The organism is Oleidesulfovibrio alaskensis DSM 16109 (genome assembly GCF_000482745.1).
Taxonomy (GTDB): Bacteria; Desulfobacterota; Desulfovibrionia; order Desulfovibrionales; family Desulfovibrionaceae; genus Oleidesulfovibrio; species Oleidesulfovibrio alaskensis.
Genome location: NZ_AXWQ01000004.1, coordinates 511,919 through 529,942 on the forward strand (window position 1 = coordinate 511,919; position 18,024 = coordinate 529,942).

14 protein-coding genes are annotated in these 18,024 nt (G+C 59.8%); 10 read left to right on the forward strand and 4 right to left on the reverse strand.

The window, feature by feature from the left end:
- Window positions 1-230: 230 nt before the first annotated feature.
- Window positions 231-1,784, forward strand: coding sequence for an MltF family protein (locus H586_RS17885; RefSeq protein WP_051363824.1), 1,554 nt, complete (start codon window positions 231-233; stop codon window positions 1,782-1,784).
- A gap of 512 nt (window positions 1,785-2,296) precedes the next feature.
- Here the strand turns inward: H586_RS17885 and H586_RS0102705 are convergent.
- Window positions 2,297-2,638, reverse strand: coding sequence for a hypothetical protein (locus H586_RS0102705; RefSeq protein WP_011368400.1), 342 nt, complete (start codon window positions 2,636-2,638; stop codon window positions 2,297-2,299).
- Window positions 2,639-3,051: 413 nt separating this feature from the next.
- Between H586_RS0102705 and H586_RS0102715 the strand changes: the two genes are divergently transcribed.
- Genes H586_RS0102715 through H586_RS0102725 form a run of 3 tightly spaced genes read left to right on the forward strand, consistent with a single transcriptional unit; the run spans window position 3,052 to window position 8,426 of the window.
- Window positions 3,052-4,569, forward strand: a complete 1,518-nt coding sequence (locus tag H586_RS0102715) for a hypothetical protein (RefSeq protein WP_027181297.1) — start codon at window positions 3,052-3,054, stop codon at window positions 4,567-4,569.
- Complete coding sequence (locus H586_RS19830) at window positions 4,560-5,279, forward strand: hypothetical protein (RefSeq protein ID WP_027181298.1); 720 nt, start codon at window positions 4,560-4,562, stop codon at window positions 5,277-5,279. Before H586_RS0102715 ends, H586_RS19830 begins: the two co-directional genes overlap by 10 nt.
- 39 nt (window positions 5,280-5,318) lie before the next feature.
- On the forward strand, window positions 5,319-8,426 hold the full coding sequence (locus H586_RS0102725) for an EAL domain-containing protein (protein ID WP_027181299.1): 3,108 nt from the start codon (window positions 5,319-5,321) through the stop codon (window positions 8,424-8,426).
- Window positions 8,427-8,430: 4 nt separating this feature from the next.
- Here H586_RS0102725 and H586_RS0102730 read toward each other — a convergent pair whose 3' ends face one another.
- Entirely contained in the window at window positions 8,431-9,627 is a 1,197-nt protein-coding gene (locus tag H586_RS0102730) for a glycoside hydrolase family 3 protein (protein WP_027181300.1), read from the reverse strand.
- A 252-nt stretch (window positions 9,628-9,879) separates the two neighbouring features.
- Here H586_RS0102730 and H586_RS0102735 point away from each other — a divergent pair, with 252 nt between their 5' ends.
- From H586_RS0102735 to H586_RS0102755, 5 genes are all read left to right on the forward strand, one after another.
- Window positions 9,880-10,527, forward strand: coding sequence for a peroxiredoxin (locus H586_RS0102735; protein ID WP_011368405.1), 648 nt, complete (start codon window positions 9,880-9,882; stop codon window positions 10,525-10,527).
- A gap of 41 nt (window positions 10,528-10,568) precedes the next feature.
- Complete coding sequence (locus tag H586_RS0102740) at window positions 10,569-11,555, forward strand: rhodanese-like domain-containing protein (RefSeq protein WP_051363825.1); 987 nt, start codon at window positions 10,569-10,571, stop codon at window positions 11,553-11,555.
- Window positions 11,548-12,651: an NAD(P)/FAD-dependent oxidoreductase gene (locus H586_RS0102745; protein WP_027181302.1), complete on the forward strand. Its 1,104-nt coding sequence runs from the start codon at window positions 11,548-11,550 to the stop codon at window positions 12,649-12,651. Before H586_RS0102740 ends, H586_RS0102745 begins: the two co-directional genes overlap by 8 nt.
- 159 nt (window positions 12,652-12,810) lie before the next feature.
- Window positions 12,811-14,079, forward strand: coding sequence for an HD domain-containing phosphohydrolase (locus H586_RS17895; RefSeq protein ID WP_051363826.1), 1,269 nt, complete (start codon window positions 12,811-12,813; stop codon window positions 14,077-14,079).
- A gap of 146 nt (window positions 14,080-14,225) precedes the next feature.
- Window positions 14,226-14,432: a hypothetical protein gene (locus H586_RS0102755; RefSeq protein WP_011368409.1), complete on the forward strand. Its 207-nt coding sequence runs from the start codon at window positions 14,226-14,228 to the stop codon at window positions 14,430-14,432.
- A gap of 111 nt (window positions 14,433-14,543) precedes the next feature.
- Here H586_RS0102755 and H586_RS0102760 read toward each other — a convergent pair whose 3' ends face one another.
- Complete coding sequence (locus tag H586_RS0102760) at window positions 14,544-15,395, reverse strand: mechanosensitive ion channel family protein (RefSeq protein ID WP_011368410.1); 852 nt, start codon at window positions 15,393-15,395, stop codon at window positions 14,544-14,546.
- A 274-nt stretch (window positions 15,396-15,669) separates the two neighbouring features.
- Between H586_RS0102760 and H586_RS17900 the strand changes: the two genes are divergently transcribed.
- Window positions 15,670-16,785: an alpha/beta hydrolase family protein gene (locus tag H586_RS17900; protein ID WP_155891335.1), complete on the forward strand. Its 1,116-nt coding sequence runs from the start codon at window positions 15,670-15,672 to the stop codon at window positions 16,783-16,785.
- A 69-nt stretch (window positions 16,786-16,854) separates the two neighbouring features.
- Here H586_RS17900 and H586_RS0102775 read toward each other — a convergent pair whose 3' ends face one another.
- The gene (locus H586_RS0102775; protein WP_027181305.1) at window positions 16,855-18,012 is read right to left on the reverse strand and encodes a VgrG-related protein; all 1,158 of its coding nucleotides are present in this window, start codon (window positions 18,010-18,012) and stop codon (window positions 16,855-16,857) included.
- Window positions 18,013-18,024 lie beyond the last annotated feature (12 nt).

Below are 18,024 nucleotides of genomic sequence, written 5' to 3' on the forward strand. Positions count from 1 at the left end.
GGTGCTTTACCGCCGCAACGGCTGCAGAGGGGTTGCAGAGGGGTATGAAAACCCTGCCGGAACTGTAGGGGCAGCCTTGACCGCAGACGGTGCGGGGCGGCGGACAGCCCCTGTACAGCAGACTGCGCGGCGCTGCGGACGAGACTGGACAAGTGTCAATGAATGCCGCATGATAGCCTTACCGCACACAACCTGTTTTTTTCGCGCCGCCGCCCGCACCCTGTGGTGCCATGCCGCGCAAACACGGGAGCCGTACTCTGAAAACCCGCGCGCTGTACGCCATTACCGGCATCGCCGTTTGCGTCCTGCTGGCCGCTCTGGTCTTTTTTGCAGTACGCCATCTGCCGGAACCTGCCGCCCCGCTGCCCGGACAACAGACGGAAAACGGCCGCCAGTTACGGCGCCGCCTGCTTGAGCAGGGTATTTTCAAACCGTTCACCGGCGATATCGACGCCATCAGACGACGCAAAGTGCTGCGCATGCTGGTGCCGTACAACCGCACAGACTATTTTCTGGACGGCGCCGCCCAGCGCGGCCTTGCCTACGACACCGGCACCGCTTTCGCCGGCTGGCTAAACAAACGGCTGGGACTTACCGGCACACGCCGCATCTCGCTGCTGTTTATTCCGGCAGCCCCCGACGATATGCTGCGCATGCTGCGCGAAGGACAGGGGGATATGATCGGCTACGAATGCCTTGTGCCCGGAACACTGCCCGACGACGTGACCGCAGCCGGACCGTGGTCGCGCACCGCACAGGTTGTGGTGGTCTCGCGGCAGTCCGTGCCCCCCCTGCAATCCCTTGCGGAGCTCTCCGGAAAAACTGTGTATGTGCTGAAAAACAGTGCTGTCGCACAAATTCTGGACGCCACAGCGCGCACTATGACAACCACGGGGATTCCTGTGCGCGGCATGGCGGTGGAAGGCGGACTGACGCAGGAAGACCTGCTGGACATGGTGAGCGGCGGCAGCATAGCCTTTGCCGCGGCAGAAGCGGATAAAGCAGCGCTGTGGGCGCGCGTGCTGCCCGACCTGCAGGTACACGCCAACGCCCCCCTGACAACGAACGCCACCCGCGCATGGCTGCTGCGCAGTGACACGCCGCAGCTGAACACCCTGTGCAACGAATTCATACGGCAGTACAGACGCACCACCGACTATGCATGGCTGCGGCAGAAATACTTCAGCCGCACCACATATGTGGCGGATGGCGGCCGTTCGCAGGAACTTGCCAGACTGGAGGCCACTCTGCCGCTGTTCATAAAGTACGGCGAGCAGTACGATTTTGCCCCGCTGCTGCTGGCTGCGCAGGGGTATCAGGAATCGCGCCTGAACCAGCAGGCACGCAGTCACAAGGGGGCTGTGGGCATCATGCAGCTGCTGCCGGCTACGGCTGCCGCCAGCCCTGTGGGCATCACCGATATTTCAACACCGGAAAACAACATCCATGCCGGAGTGAAGTACCTTGCCCATCTGCGCGACACCTATTTCGATTCCGAAGGCATAAACTATCTGGACCGGATGCTGCTTTCGTTCGCCGCATACAACGCGGGGCCCGGCAATATCCGCAAGGCGCGGCGAGCCACAGCGCAGATGGAACTGAACCCCGATGTATGGCGCAATAACGTGGAAAAAGGCGTCGCTGCCACCATCGGACAGGAACCTGTACGCTATGTACGCAATATAATAACTTATTATATTGTTTTTCAGCTGGTGCGCGAACATCGCCACATCCGCGATGCGGCTCTGCAGCAGCTGGATATCGCGCCGCACTTCACCCGCTGATCCGTGCCGCGCCGTGCCTCCTGCTGCAGCTGCTCCAAACGGCGCGCACCGCTCAAAAAATATCGCTTAAATCAAGACTGTTACGGCATGGCTGCCGCAATCTAATTAAATATAATAGGCCTTGCCCGCGGCACTGGGCATGATGGCTTTGTTGCCTGTTCCGGGTATGAAGAAATATACCGGACAAATGGTCTCCCCCAGCCATATGTCCGCGACAGCCCGGAAAAAAGGGCGTGTCCCGGCAACATTACGGAAAGCCGTCCGGCTTGCCGCACTCCTTGCGCCCCGCCAACTCCCGCTGGCGGGGCGCTCTGCCGTATGCAAAACAGCGGGCCGCCCGTTGCTTCATCGCAAAGGGCGGCCCGCTGTTTCTGATGCTGTGCCAAAAAATTATGCAACCGGTCATCATAGCCGCAACGTGCCGTTCAAACCGGCCCCCCGTCCCCGGGCCGCAGCCACGCCTGCAAAGCCCTGCCCGTCCGGGGCGGTTCGCAATTTGCGCCGCTGCGTAGTTACGACCGCTGAAAACGACGCGCCGGCCCTGTTCCCTCAGATACGGCGCCGCAGCCTTCTTCCGCTGTTCCGCGGCCTGCGGCGGTAACGGGCTGGCAAAGTACGGAAGGCAGGCGGGGTTTATCAGAAAGAAACACGCTGAGTGGAAAATAACCGTTATCGGCAGCTGCGGATTGCACCTCTGTGTCGTCCTGAGCGTCTGCTTCTGCCTGACAGATAAATGAGGGGCACGGACCGTTCCAGACTCCGGCAGCTTCCGCGGCGCTTCTTTCCGCCGTTCCGCCTTCGGGCTGTCCGGCATGTTCACCGGCCGGATATTCTTTGCGCGTCAAACGTTCCATACTCAGTCTCCAGATCAGGCTTTATTTTCCGCATACAGCGATTTTTCAGAAAAACCGGACGGAACACGGTCACAGCATCCCGCCCGGAAAACCATCGACACCGCACAACCCGCACAACCGCCGCTGTCTGCGCAGGCGCGACTGCGCAACCGGAAGCATCCGGCGATTCTCAGTGCATATTCGATATAGCGGAGCCTCAGTCAAACGGAATCATTCATTTTGCACCATCTGTCAACATATCCGCGCAGGCCGGTCCGTAATTATAATGCCCCGCACCTGTCCATGACCGGTCAAGCCCCCCGCCTGCCCTCCGGTATAATGCCGCAACAACGCCGCAACGCAGCCCCCGTCTGCCGCTGCCGTGCCCGTGCTGTAATTGCAGGGGCCATGCAACATACACAAAGGAAGGAAGGATGCCCTATTCATCAAAAGAAGAGGCCGCGCAAGGCTGGGCAGACATCATTGCCCGTGCCCGCAGCTGCAGCGCAAGCGCCGCCCGCGAAGCCGTTGCCCAGCTGGGCAGACGCGATCTTTTTTTTCTGCTCACGCGGCTTCTGGGAAGAGAGGAGATGTTCAACGACTGGTGCTTTGCCCGTTGTGCCGAAGTGCAGCGGCAGCCGGACGGAATGCTCGACCTGTGGGCGCGCGAACACTACAAAAGCACCATCATCACGTTCGGGCAGAGCATCAGAGACATCCTTAACGATCCGGAAATAACCATCGGAATATTTTCGCATTCCCGCCCTGTGGCAAAAGGATTTCTGGCACAGATCAAACATGAGTTCGAACAGAACCACGCGCTGAAAACCCTGTATCCCGATGTGCTGTACAGCGACCCCAAAAGGCAGTCTCCGCGCTGGTCGCTGGACGGAGGTCTGGTGGTGCGCCGCAGCACCAACCCGAAAGAAGCCACCGTGGAAGCCTGGGGACTGGTGGACGGACAGCCTACGGGCAAGCACTTCCGCCTGCTGGTATACGACGATGTGGTGACGCGCGAGTCTGTCACCTCGCCGGAAATGATTGCCAAGGTCACGGAATGCTGGGCGCTCTCTCTTAATCTGGGTGCGCGGGGCGGCGCATGCCGCACCATAGGCACCCGCTATCATTACAACGACACATACAAAACCATGATGGACAGAAAGGCAGCCGAGCCGCGTATCCATGCTGCCACGGCAGACGGCACGCCTGACGGCCCTTCTGTATTTCTGCCGCAGAATGAACTGGCAGACAAACGCAGACGCATGGGGCCTTTTGTTTTCGGCTGCCAGATGCTGCAAAACCCCGTCGCCGACAGAATGCAGGGATTCAGGGAAGAATGGCTGCGCTGGTGGCAGCCCGGGGCGGCAAGCTGGCAGGCCATGAACCGGTATATTCTGGTGGACCCCGCCGCAAGCCGCAAGGAACAGGCCGACTGGACGGTGATGCTGGTTGTCGGGCTGGGGGCGGACGGCAACTATTACCTGATAGACGGCATACGTGACCGGCTGAATCTTACGGGCAGGGCGGGCGCACTCTTCCGCCTGCACCGCACCTACCGGCCGCTGGCAGTAGGGTACGAACAATACGGCATGCAGGCCGACATAGAATATATGCACACCGAGATGGACCGCCGCAACCACCGGTTCGACATCACGCCGCTGGCAGGCAGACTGGCAAAAGCCGACCGTATCCGCAGGCTTGTGCCGCTTTTTGAAGGCGGAAGAGTCTATCTGCCGCGCGTATGTCCCTTCACCGACAGCGAGGGACGTCAGCGCGACCTGAGCCGCGAACTGGTGACGGAAGAATATCTGGCTTTTCCCGTATGCGGCCACGACGACATGCTGGACTGTCTGGCCCGCATAACCGACAGCGCGCTGGGGGCGCACCCCGCGGTGGACAGCAATGCACAGTACGAAAGCACAGCCAACATGGAGTACCCGCTATGGACATGACCGCCGCAAAACACATGGACAAAAACCGCAGCAACGCCGTGCACAGCGCTCCGGATTTCCGGTTGCTGGTGGCACCGCAGACAGGCAGACCGGCCCCGCCGGAAGCTGTGCGGCTGCAATGCCGTCAGCTGCGGGGCATGTGGCGCGAACTGGAAAAAATGCGGCTTACCCGTACCGTGTTTCACGACGGCTGCATACGCTCGGCGCAGGATTTCATCAGTATGGCCACGTCGCCTGCGGTCTGGTTTTACGGCGTATACGGGCCATCGGACGCGGAACACTGCACCGCACAAAAGCGTGCGGCGGCATTCTTCTGGCTGAATGCATTCTCGGGCCGCACGGCCATGATCCACTTTGCCGTTCTGTACGGCGGGCTGCGTCATGCGGAGCACATAGGCAGACAGGTGTGCGGATTTCTGCTGGGCCGCCGGCGGCACACTGCATGCGAAACCCCGTATGCAGGCTCAGGCACAACGCCCGGCACCGCGCCGCTTGACGCACTGATGGGGCTTACCCCCTGCCGCAACCGGCGGGCCCTGCGTTTTATCCGCAGGCTGGGCTTTGTGCCGGTTGCCACGCTGCCGGGGGCAGTGCGTCAGGGTACCGGATACGGCGACGCGGTACTTACCATGCTGACTGCCGCCTCCGATGCGGCAGACAATATAATGGCGCAGGCAGAAGCCATACCCGATGCTCTTCATATAGACTAAGGTATTCCTAGCCCTGCCAACCAGCCCTGCGGGAACAACATGCCACAATTTCGTCATAGTATACGGTTTGCCGCCCTGCTGGGCACCCTGCTGCTGAGCGCGGTATTTGCCGGCGTGTCAACGCTGGTGGCCCTGTGGGGTACAAACAGCTTTGCCGAAGAACAGGAAAAACAAACCGCTGCCGCCGCCCTGAAGGACACCGTGCTGATAATGGAAGACAGTCTGCGGCACCTCGGTGAACAGGCGCAGCTGCTGGCATGGAGCAACAGGTTGTACAATCTGCTCTACGGCGGAAACTCCGGCACGGCGGAACTGCCTGCCGCCATTGTGGAACGGCCCTATACGGACTTTCAGGCCATTGTACTGCTTGATCAGGAAGGCCGCTTTCTGTTCGGCAGAACGGTTTTTGCCCGCAGGGACGCAGGGGTACAGCCGGACACCCGGCTGCCCGCCCCGCTGCGTGCCTATCTGGAAACACTGGTGCCGCGCATTCACAGAGCATCGCCGCAGTCCGGTACCCGCGGGCTGGCGCGCATACACGGCGAACTGCACATGCTGGCGGCTGTTCCTGTGCTGACGGCACGCATGGAAGGCCCCGCCGCCGGATGGCTGGCGCTGCTACGCAAAATTGACGAACCGTACATACAGCAGCTTTCCGCACGAAGCGGACTGCGGCTGCAGTTGCACGAAAACACCGCGACCGCCCTGCCCGCCCCGCTGGTTGACCTTGCCGCCATCCGGCGGCTGGGCAGTGCCGCCCCGCCGGTGGTCACGATTTATGAAGGCGATACTTACGCCGGAACAGTGCTGCCGGAACTCAAGGACGGTCTGCCTGTCGCCGTCACCGGCGTGCGCGTTAATTCACTGACACATATAATCCGTCAGATTCTTGCAGAAAATCTTCTGCTCACCGTTCCCGTTGCTCTGGCAGCGTTCATGGCCGGCTTTATACTGCTGGACAGACGCGTGTTAAAACGCATCAGCAGTCTTGTCTCCGCCGTCCGGGCTTCCGGCAGCGGCGTGCATGCCGCCGTCAGGCCGTCCGGCAGTGAACTGGATGAACTGGAAATGCTGCTTTCGGCAGCCACGGATACCGCCCTGCGCAACGAGCGTGATACAGCCCGCATTATGGATTCGCTTCCTGTGGGGCTTATGGTGATAGACCCTAAAACACGGGCCATCGTATCGCTTAACAGGGCCGCACAGGAGATGCTCGGATTTACGGAGGACGGTCTGCTGGGCAGAGACTGCAGTTCAGTCGTCTGTCTGGCCACCGACGAACCATGCCCCATGCTCGACACGGTCAACCCGCAGCATCACGTCATCAGAACCATGCGCAGAGCCGACAGGACGGAAATCACAGCCCTGAAATCCACCGCGCACATAAATGACGGCAGAAACGACTTTTTTATGGAAGCCTTCATGGACATCACCAATCTGGAGCGTAAATGGCTTTCGCACCGCAACGAAGCGCAAAGGCTTTCCGCAGCCTTTGCAGGGTTGCCCGCGCCGGTAACCATCATGGATTCGGGCCTTTCCATTATTCAGGCCAACAAGGCGTTCTGGCGGATGACCGGCGCAGGACACAGCGTGCAGAACGAAATCACACCGCTGTCCAGATTCATCCATCCCGAAGACCTGCCTTTGCTGGCGGGACTGGACCGGAGCGCATCAGGCGTATCGGGCGTATCGGGCGATGCCGTTGCAGAACTGAAACTGCGCATGGTTGATGCTTCGGACACGGTGCACTTTGTACTGATGCGCATGACGGCAGATGCGGCTCCGCGGACCATCGTATACGAAGACCTGACGGCACGGCAGCATTATGAAGAAGAAAGGATGCGGCAGGCCTATACCGACCACCTGACCGGTCTGCCCAACAGGCAGTACCTCTATTCAGCCGGGCTGGAAAAAATGGCCGGCGAAGCCGCTCCGGAACAGTCTGCGGGGCTGTGTCTTATCAACATTCAGGGGCTGGACGTGGCCAACAACGCCGCCGGTCTGGCGGCAGGCGATGCCGTACTGCTGCAGGCCGCGCAGCGCATGGACAAAGCCAGAGCAGCGGACCATACGCTGATACGGTACGGAGGAGACGATTTTCTCATAGTCATGCCTGCCCCCTGCACGGCAGATGCCATGAAAACACTGGCTGAAAAACTGCACGAGGCTTTTGAAACGCCGTTCATGACAGGTGGTACGGAATACACCCTGCAGCTGAGCTTCGGCTTTGCCCTGTATCCGGAGCACGGAGACACGCTGGAAGAACTTATCCGCAGGGCGGACATGGCCATGTGCCACAGCCGGTTTCAGGCTGACGGGCAGTTCTGCCTGTACCACAAATCACTGGACACCCTGCGCCAGTATGATGCCGGAAAGACCGGCACCCTGCGGACAGCGCTGGAAAACGGTGAATTTCTGGCCCGTTATCAGCCGGTTGTGGACCTGCGCAGCGGCACCATCACCGGTGCGGAAGCGCTGGCACGCCAAGTGCTGCAGAACGGACACGAATCGCCGCCCGCCGGATTCAAACGCAGTGCAGAGCGGAGCGGCATCATCTGGAACATAGACCTGACCATACTGCAGCAGGCATGCCGCGACGCAGCCCGCTGGCACACGCTGGGCATGCCGGCAGCCATTGCGGTCAACATCTCACCTGCATTTTTTCACCGCCACGACTTTCTGGCCCATGTGGAAGCAGCCCTGAAGGATTCGGGGCTGCCTGCCGGGCTGCTGACGCTCGACATGGAAGAAGCGGTGTATCTGCATGACTACCGTAAGGCGCTGGGCACGCTCGACAGCCTGAAGCACATGGGGGTCCGGCCCGCACTGGGCAATTTCGGTACGGGGTATTCGGCAACGGCCCATCTGCACGATCTTGGCTTTGCAGCCCTGAAAATCGACCATACCATAGCATCCGCACTGCCGGGCGCTCCGGCTGCCGCGTTGCTCCGCTCCGCGGCAGGCGTGGCCGGTTCTCTCGACATTCCGGCTCTTTCCGGAGGAGTGGAAACCGAATTCCAGCGTTCGTTTCTGCTGGGGCTGGGGTACGCCGCCGGTCAGGGGTTCTTATTTGCCCCGCCGCTGCCCGCCGCACAAATGGAAAAACTGTTCACGGAACAGCCGCGCTTTTCCGCCGCACGTTCCTGACTGCTCAAAAATTTCCGGCGGTCTCCTGCACCGTGCGCACCCGTGCGGGCAACAGACCGGCGCTTTCCTTGAGCCGGAGCACACGGGCAAAGGATTCCTCTATACGACTGCGCGGAACCACTCCCCGCTCCACCAGCGACTCAATCATATCGACTACTTCAGGCACTATATCGGCATCGTAGGTCAGATTGTTGCCGAACAGCAGAATATCGACTCCGGCATTCAGTGCCAGCGCCACGGCCTGTTCCAGCCCGTAACGGTCCGTTATGGCTTTCATCTGCATGTCATCGGAAACCACCACTCCCCCGAACCCCAGTCTGCCGCGCAGCAGCCCGGTGATCACGGCACGGGACAGCGTGGCGGGATGATCGGGATCCAGCCGGCTGTTGAAAAGATGGCCTGTCATGATCATCTGCACATGACCGCCGTCCAGCAGACGCCGGTACGGCACAAGCTCGTTTTCGTTCCACGAGGCGCTTATATCCGCCACCCCCAGATGTGAATCAGCGGCCGAGCTGCCGTGACCGGGAAAATGCTTAACACAGCCCAGCACCCCATGAGACGCCATACCCTGCAAGAAAGCCTGCGCATGCCGTGCCACGGCTTCAGAATCAGCCGAAAAGCTGCGTCCCGCCCTGCCGATGACAGGGTTGTCGGGCCGCACGTTAACATCGACCACAGGCGCAAAATTCAGATTCACTCCGACATCATGCAACATGGCTCCCGCACGGCTTCCGGCATCCGCAGAAGCGGCCGTAGTGGCTGCCGCACCCGTTTTCTGCGCCGAAGGCAATGCCGCAAAACCATGACGGGGCGACAGACGGGCAACCCTGCCTCCTTCCTGATCAACCGCCACAAAAAGCGGCGTCTGTGCCGCCTTCTGCAAAGCAGCTGTCAGTGCCGCCAGTTGCCGGACAGACCGGATATTGCGCCGGTCGCTGCCCAGTGCGACGTCACGGTCAAACAGAATGACTCCGCCCAGATTATAGTGGGTGACATCGCGCACTACTGAATCGGCGCCGGACAGGGATTCTCCCCTGAATCCCACAAGCAGCAGTTGCCCTGCCATGCTGCGCAGCGCGGCGCTTTCATCGGCTGACGGGCGGGCGGCAGCAGCGCGTGCTGTCCCGTGAGCAAATATCAGTGTCAGCACTGCCGCCAGCAGCACCTTTCTGCACAGGCGATTTGAAATTATCTTCATATATGTTCCTCTTGTATGCACCGTTATCATCTGGCTGAAACATGCCCGCAGGCACGCGGCAGCCACAGTAATACAGCCGGCCTTGCCGCACAATGCATTCACCGGCAGATCCGTCCCTCGGCTGAAAACGTTAATCATAATTTTTACCATTTTTTTACCGAAAAGGGCTTCACGGGGGTTCCAACGCGGATAATTTGTGCTAGTGTGGTCAGCACTCGCAAACCTCTACTTTCATCCCTGGAGGACACAACCATGGAAGAAGGCAAATTCGTGCTTATCGGCGACGCACTGCCCGAAATGCACGTCACCACCACAAGAGGTCCCATGACGCTGCCCGGCGATCTGAAAGGCAAATGGTTTGTGCTTTTCAGCCATCCGGCAGACTATACTCCCGTATGCACCACCGAATTCGTGGCGTTTCAGAAGCGGTACGATGAATTCCGCAAACTGAATTGCGAACTCGTGGGCCTTTCCATTGATCAGGTTTTCTCGCACATCAAATGGGTTGACTGGATCAAGGAAAAAATCGGCGTGGAAATTGAGTTTCCCATCATCGCCGATGATATGGGACAGGTTGCCTCGCGCCTCGGCATGATTCACCCCGGCAAGGGGACCAATACCGTGCGCGCCGTCTTCATAGTGGACGACAAAGGCATTGTCAGAATAATCTTTTATTACCCGCAGGAACTGGGCAGAAACATGGATGAAATTCTGCGTGCGGTGAAAGGCATGCAGGTTTCCGACGCACAGTCCGTCGCCATTCCGGCAGGATGGCCCGAAAATGAAATAGTCCGCGATCACGTTATTGTACCGCCGCCCAAAAGCGTGCAGGAAGCACAGAAGCGCCTTACAGAAGGCCACGAATGCTACGACTGGTGGTTCTGCCACAAAAAGCTGTAGCACAAGGCATCACTGGCCGCCATGACGGCACAGGACGCCACATGAACATTCCGCGCGCCCGGCACCGCGACGGCATCCGCTTTTCCGGCGCCGTCCGGTATCGGGCGCGCATCAATGCCCAGCCAGATACTCCTATCTGTCTCATACCGGAGGTTTCTCTCATGTTGTGGAAGCAGTTCTTCACGCCCGTAAAATCATACTCCGTAAAAGAAGCCGCGGAATTTCTGACCGGAAAAAACCCTTCCGATGTCACGGTGCTTGATGTGCGGCAGCCGGGTGAATACCGGCAGGGACATCTGCCCGGAGCGCGGCTTGTTCCCATGGGTGAGCTTTCCGACAGGCTGGACGAACTGGAAAGAGACGGCCCGACGCTGGTATACTGCGCCATCGGCGGACGCAGCCGTGTGGCCGCACAGATGCTGGCCGGCAAGGGATTTAAACATGTCATCAACATGGCCGGAGGCTTCAAGGACTGGGAATCAATGCAGCAGGGCTCCGGCTGGACCAGCACCGGCGACTACACGCAGGGACTTGAACTGTTTCCCGACGACATAGACGTGCGCAGGGCTCTGGAAGTCGCATGGGGCATGGAAGCCGCGCTGGAAGAATTTTACCGTGACATGGCGGCGCGGGCCCGCGAAGCAGGCAGGGAAACCACCGCGGCCATGTATGACAGGCTGGCCAGATTTGAGGTGGGGCACAAGGCAAAAATAGAAAACCGCTACGCCGCACTGGCCGGAAGCGACGCGGAACTGGAAAAAAAAGCGGCGCAGGTGGTCGAAGGCGGCATGACCACGGAAGAGTATATGCAGCGCAGCGGCATAGACCCTGCAGACCCGGCCCACATAGCCGGTTTTGCCATGATGATGGAAGCGCAGGCCATGGACCTGTACGCGCGTGCCGCGCGCAGCGCGGCAGATGCCGGAACGGCCGCTTTTCTGGAAGACATGGTGCAGGAAGAAAAAAGCCACATGCAGCAGGTGGGCAGACTGCTCGATTCGCTGCTGGAGGATCAGAACCATGGCTAGACTGCTGCTGCTGGGAGCAGGTCATGCGCACATGACCGTCATGGCGCACCTGCCCGAAATAATTGCCAGAGGACACACAGTGACGGCGGTCGGGCCGCTGAGCAGACATTATTATTCGGGCATGGGTCCCGGCATGCTTGGTGGTGCCTATACGCCGGAGGACATCAGCTTTCCCGTCGAACAGATGATCGAATCGCGCGGCGGCGAGTTCATCCGTGACAAAGCCGTGCGCGTTGATGCCGCTGCCAAAACAGTTACGCTGCAAAGCGGCCTTGAAGTGGCATACGATGTCTGTTCGTTCAACACCGGCTCATCTGTTCCCGTTTCCATAGTTCAGCAAGACGCTGCAGACGTCTATACCGTCAAGCCCATCGAAAACCTGCTGGCCGGACGCAACCGCATTCTGGAGCTGGCAGCAAAGGACACGGTACGCATAGGCGTGGTGGGCGGCGGTCCCGCAGCGCTGGAAGTGGCCGGAAACGCTGCCGCCTGCGCCCGCGAATCCGGCGGCAAGGGCGCATCCGTCCGGCTGTATGCCGGAAAACGTTTTCTGCGCGGGCTCACGCCCCGCGTCCGCTCACTGTGTCTGCGCCAGATGCACAGACATAATGTGGAAATACTCGAAGGCAGCTATGCTTCTGGCATTGCCACGGGCAAAGTAACCCTCGAAGACGGCAGAACTTTTGCCGAAGATATCATCTTTGTGGCCATGGGGGTCAAACCCTCTGCCCTTATCACCGCATCGGGGCTGCCCGCAGGTGACGACGGTGGTCTGGCGGTAAACCGTTTTCTGCAATGCGACGAACACCCCGACCTGTTCGGCGGCGGCGACTGCATCTGGTTCAAAGAACGCCCGCTGGACAAGGTGGGCGTGTATGCCGTGCGCGAAAACCCCGTGCTGTACCACAACCTGCTGGCACGGCTGGAAGGCGGAGAACTGCAGCCTTTTGACCCGGGCGGAGACTATCTGCTGATTTTCAATACCGGCGGCGGTACGGGCGTACTGCACAAGTCGGGAGTATCCTTCGGCGGCAGACTGGCTTTTGTCATCAAGGACTGGATAGACCGCCGGTTCATGCGTGAATTCCAGCCTTAGACAGACTACAGACTCTCCGTCAGACGTCCGAAAACCCGCAGCTTGCCCTGCGGGTTTTTTGTTAATAATAGATTCTAATATTTCACCAAAGGTACTCCGATAAATATCCGCTAACAGACAGGAGCCATAATCACCTGCCTTTACCCTCCGGGAGAACATATGGTCACGACAACACACAGCGAACTTATGGAAGTGCTGCTGGGAGCGCAGGACCTAATTGCGCCGGTGGTGGCCGGTCACGGCAGACGCGTGGCCATGTTTTCACGCATGATAGCCGAAGTCATGGACTATACGCCGCAACAGCTGCGCCACATCGACCATGCCGCAAAACTGCACGACATAGGCTGCTTTGCCCTGTCCATTCAGGAAAAAAACGACCTGCACCAGTTTGACGTGCTCTCTCCGCAAAAGCACTGCGCTGTGGGATACCTGCTGCTGGGACGGAGCAGTCTTTTCGGCACGCTGGCCCCCGCCGTGCTGCATCATCACACCCACTACGACCGCCGGACCGGCAACGGCAAAGACGGCACCCCGGTACCGCACGAAGCGTTCATCATTCATCTGGCGGACAGAATCGATATTCTCACAGACGACCGGTTCAGCATTCTGCAGCAGCGCAAAGCCATAACCGAAGCCATAACAGACGGCAAAGGAACGCTGTTTCATCCTCATGTGGTCGAAGCCTTCTGCGAAGCGGCCTACAGAGAAAGCTTCTGGCTGCGGGGGGTGCACGGAGACAGGCGAGGTATGGAAAAACAGGAAGACACCCGTACGCTGAGCCGTGAAGAGCTGCTGGACTTTACGCGCATGCTCACGCTGGCCATCGACTACAAGTCACGCTTTACGGCAACCCACTCGCAGGGAGTGGCCGCCACCTGCGCCGCCATGGGCACGATGGCAGGACTGCAGGATGATCTTACGCTCATTGTGGCAGGGCATCTGCACGATCTCGGCAAACTGATAGTACCCAATGAAATACTTGAAAAAAAAGGGCCGCTCGATGAAACCGAGCGCGCCATCATGAACAGCCATCCCTTTTACACATACTCGCTGCTCAGCGAGGCTGCCGGCCTTGCCCGGATAGCCATGATTGCCGGAATGCATCAGGAAAAGCTCAACGGCAAGGGGTATCCGTTTCATCCCGAACCGGATGCTTTTCCCATGGCATCACGTGTGCTTGCAGTATGTGATGTCTTTACCGCGCTGGCAGAAAACAGACCCTACCGCAAGGGACTGCCCAAAAGTGACGTCATCAGCATAATGCGGCGCATGGTAAGCGAAGGTCATCTGGACCCCCAGTGCTTTGCATATCTTACCGCGCATTATGAAACACTGGACGAACTGCGCAGAAACGCACAGCAGCAGGCGGAAAAGGAATACCGAGGTTTCTGGAACAGAACGGAAGCGGTCATGGAAAGCATCGCATAACCGCAGCGCCGGTCCGCACAAAAATAATATCGCCCCGTCGTGCGGCGCGGCTATGGTCATAATAAGGGAATCAGCCCTCGGACGCACCGCGCCAACAGCAGCGGCGCACAACCGCCGGTAACGGCGGAACACGCAGGAGGCGGCCTATGGAAAACACAGCGGTGCAGCCCCGCAACGGCTGCGAGGTATGCGGCAGATACGCCGAAGCCACCGGCAGCACCAGAATGCGGGAACTGCGCATGGTCAACGGCCGCTGGCTGTGCAGAGGATGCGCCAAACATCCCCGGATGATCGCAGGCGGCCACATCCGCGAAGACAAGCTTCTGAATCTTATCGAAAACTGGTACGGCTGAGCACAAGAAGCCCGGCTCTGCGAACCCTGAACAGCTTTTTCTCTTTCAAAAAGCACGGCCCGCCACTGCGCAGCGGGTCGTGCTTTTCATTTTTTTTACAAACCGACGCGGCTAGACCCCGTGGCCCGCAGCCTGATCAGCTGCCTGAACAATATGCACATCGCGCTGCGGATAAGGGATGCTGATCCCATTGGCATCAAGCGCTTTTTTCACTTCTTCAATAAGACGGAAGCGCACTGTCCAGTAATCGGCGGTGGCAACCCAGGGCCTTACCACCAGATTCACAGAGCTGTCCCCCAGCTCGGCAACGGCAATGGTGCACGGCGGTTCGGTCAGCAGTTCGGGCTGCGCCCTGACAACGTCTTCGATAACCTTTTTGGCCAGCGCCAGATCATCGCCGTAGCCCACACCGAAGGTCAGGTCCATACGGCGGGTGGGGTTGCCCGTCACGTTCACTATGACATCGCTCATGATTTTGCTGTTGGGCACGATGATGCGCTGATTGTCGGGGGTCAGCAGCAGCGTGGTGGACAGGCTCAGCTTGTCCACGGTGCCCGAAACGCCGGCCACGGTCACATAGTCTCCCAACGTGAACGGCCTGAACAGAATAAGCATGATTCCGCTGGAAAAGTTGGCCAGATTGTCCTTGATGGCAAGACCGACAGCAAGACCCATGGAACCCAGCAGAGCAAGGAAGGATGTGGTGTCTATACCCAGCTGGCCCGCCGCCGCGATAAGCACCGCCACAAGCAGCACATAATAAATCACATTGCGGATAAATCCGGTGAGCAGCCTGTCTATACCCCGCAGTTCCATGCCCTTGCGCACAAGGTTGGCCACCCTGCCGCTCAACCATGCACCGGCAAACGCGATAACCAGCGCCACGAGCAGATTTGTCCCGTTACGCGCCAACCATACAATAATCATGTCGCCGTACTCTTCCATCAGTCTGGCGTAATCCATAAGTAGACTCCTTCAATGGTATAATGCTGCACAGCACAGCCCGCCGCCACGGAACGGCCGGTACGTGCATTGAGCCTTCATAGCCCATTCAGCCGGTCATGCACAAGATACATGACGACTATGTCTGCATTCATCTGCCGCTTACACCTGCCCGCCGGCAACACGGGGTCAGACTTCATTGTCTTGCGCGCGGCCCGCGTGGTGATGTACACAGCACCTGCGCCGTGCGGAACATACCTGCAGCGCAGAACCCATAATCCGGGGACACTTGTTCATGCCCATGTTTTTCCTTTCCTTTCCGCCCCTCCGCAGCCTTTGCGGACGCCGGTCATTCTGCCCCCGACCGGCTGCCGCCGCTGCGGCATGTCTGCTGTTGTGCTGCCTGCTGCCGCATCCGGTACTGGCCGCCGGTTCATCCATGCCGGTCATGCAGGTCGGCTTCAAGCTGCTTTCCGCGTGGGATGCCGAATCAGGCGAACGCATCGAGGTCGGAGTCTGGTACCCCAGCACATCGACCGAGCGCAGCGCCAAGGTAGGCGAGCGGACGCTGCAGGTTGCCCGTGACGGCGTGCCGGAGGCCGGACGTTTTCCCACCATTCTGCTTTCCCACATCATGGCGGGCAGTGCGCTGGCGCACCACGACACCGCCCGGGCGCTGGCACAAAAGGGATTTGTGGTCATAGCCCCCACCCACAGACACGACAACCAGCATGACACACGCGTACTGTTCACAGCGCGGCATATTTCGGACAGGCTGGCAGAGCTGACCACCTCGCTGGATTTTGTACGCAAGGAAAAAGACCTCGGGGCAGTGATCGACAGCAGACGCATAGGCGCCATAGGATTTGATACCGGCGCCGCGGCGGTGCTTATCATGGCCGGGGGCATACCTGACCCTGCCGGCTACCAAGGCTACTGCGCGGGACTGCGCGCGCCTTCGCCCTATTGCTCCCGCTGGGCTGCCCGCAGGCTTTCGCGTCTGCAGCAGGAACTGCCCCCCCTGCTGGCGCGACAGATACAGGTGCCGCATATACGGGCTGCCGCACTGGTCGCTCCGGGCTATGCCTTTCTTTTCGGCAAAGAGCAGCTGGCAGCCATCAGCATCCCCGTCAGGATCATCAGCGCCGAAAACGACGGCATAAACGCCGGTCATGCCGCCGCACTGCGCGAACACATGCGTGTGCCTCCGCTGTATTCGGTGCTGGAAGACGCAGACAGCTTTTCACTGCGCGCCCCCTGTCCTCCCCGTCTGGAACAGCTGGACGACACCATGTGCGTTGATGATGACGACGTTGACCGCGAAGCCATACATCACAGACTCAACACCGACCTGACCGGTTTTTTTCTGCACACGCTGGGTGCCCCCGTGGGAACTCCTGCCCGTAACTGACAGCCCGTACACTGAAACACCGCCGGCCCCCAAAAGGGACCGGCGGTGAAAAACATCCGGCCAGCGCGGTCAGCGGCTGCGCCGGTACTCAAGCAGCGCGGCCAGCGCGGCATCCTGTTCGCGCTTAAGACTGTCATCCACAGCCACCTGCACATCAGCGGGGTACACGGCGTAATAATGCAGCTGGCCGTCTTCTCTTACCCGCATCCGCTCGGTGTATATGGTCTGCACCAGAAACCATTCAAACTCCGGCCCGTGCCGGGGCACCCCCTTTTCCCGCAGAGCTGAAACAGCATTGCGCACCACCCCGCTGCCGCTGCCGTGACGCAGGGCCACGCTCCACAACACATCGTGCACAGGCGGTGACAAAGCGCCCACATCGGGGATAATGCCCCGCCACAACACTTCCAGCAGCGCATCATACTGACGTTCTTTTACAAACCGGTACTGCAGCGACCGGAACGCGGCAGCTCCGCCCTGCTCCATCCGCCGCCATGCGGCGGTAAATGCGCCGCTCCCGGCCTGAAGCCCTGAAAACGCCGAGCGCACAGGCTGCCCCAGCCATTGTACAAACTCGTCCAGCTCTGTACTGCGGCTGCCGCGCAGCCTCCACGGACCGTACCGCATCACACCCGCCTCATGCAGGGGAACCGGAGGCGGCTGAACCTGCCCCGCCCGTTCGTACTCACCCAGAAAAGCCACCCCCAGCCCGCATGATGACGTATCTGCCATGGTGACCCGCGCTTTGCCTGTTCCCCGCGCAAAAACAATGCGTACCTGCCCCGCGGTACGGCTTTCGCCATCATATGCACCAAAATCGCTGCGAAAGGATACCGGTGCACCGTGCAGCTCGCCCGCAGCAAGACGCCCGCGCGCACGCACCTCGCAACCGGCGGGCAACTCCGGTGCCAGCAGCCGGTCAAGGCCGGTTCCGCCATCCGTACGCTTCACACCGTATGTACCGTCTTCTTCCGCCCCGTCGCCGCATTCGCCTGTACCGTACAATGTCACATCATACAGTCCGGCCCCGGCAGCCACGTCCTGTTCCTGCTGCAACACGGCCGTAACCATCATCCATGCGGTACCGCAATCCTTCTGCCGCCAGACACCCTCGGGCGACCAGCCGGCATACGACGGCAGGCAAAAGCCGCACAGCAGAACGCCCATAAGACAGCCGCACCGCGCGGTACGCCGCACCATGCCGGCCAAGCTTCTGTGGTATGTCATGGAATCTCCCGG

Bases quoted from the DNA above. Each gene is read 5' to 3' on its own strand.
- H586_RS0102735 (WP_011368405.1), top strand. From the start codon at position 9,880: ATGGAAGAAGGCAAATTCGTGCTTATCGGCGACGCACTGCCCGAAATG.
- H586_RS0102745 (WP_027181302.1), top strand. From the start codon at position 11,548: ATGGCTAGACTGCTGCTGCTGGGAGCAGGTCATGCGCACATGACCGTC.
- H586_RS0102755 (WP_011368409.1), top strand. From the start codon at position 14,226: ATGGAAAACACAGCGGTGCAGCCCCGCAACGGCTGCGAGGTATGCGGC.
- H586_RS0102730 (WP_027181300.1), bottom strand. From the start codon at position 9,627: ATGAAGATAATTTCAAATCGCCTGTGCAGAAAGGTGCTGCTGGCGGCA.
- H586_RS0102715 (WP_027181297.1), top strand. From the start codon at position 3,052: ATGCCCTATTCATCAAAAGAAGAGGCCGCGCAAGGCTGGGCAGACATC.
- H586_RS0102760 (WP_011368410.1), bottom strand. From the start codon at position 15,395: ATGGATTACGCCAGACTGATGGAAGAGTACGGCGACATGATTATTGTA.
- H586_RS17885 (WP_051363824.1), top strand. From the start codon at position 231: ATGCCGCGCAAACACGGGAGCCGTACTCTGAAAACCCGCGCGCTGTAC.
- H586_RS17895 (WP_051363826.1), top strand. From the start codon at position 12,811: ATGGTCACGACAACACACAGCGAACTTATGGAAGTGCTGCTGGGAGCG.
- H586_RS17900 (WP_155891335.1), top strand. From the start codon at position 15,670: ATGCCCATGTTTTTCCTTTCCTTTCCGCCCCTCCGCAGCCTTTGCGGA.
- H586_RS0102705 (WP_011368400.1), bottom strand. From the start codon at position 2,638: ATGGAACGTTTGACGCGCAAAGAATATCCGGCCGGTGAACATGCCGGA.
- H586_RS0102725 (WP_027181299.1), top strand. From the start codon at position 5,319: ATGCCACAATTTCGTCATAGTATACGGTTTGCCGCCCTGCTGGGCACC.
- H586_RS19830 (WP_027181298.1), top strand. From the start codon at position 4,560: ATGGACATGACCGCCGCAAAACACATGGACAAAAACCGCAGCAACGCC.
- H586_RS0102740 (WP_051363825.1), top strand. From the start codon at position 10,569: ATGAACATTCCGCGCGCCCGGCACCGCGACGGCATCCGCTTTTCCGGC.
- H586_RS0102775 (WP_027181305.1), bottom strand. From the start codon at position 18,012: ATGACATACCACAGAAGCTTGGCCGGCATGGTGCGGCGTACCGCGCGG.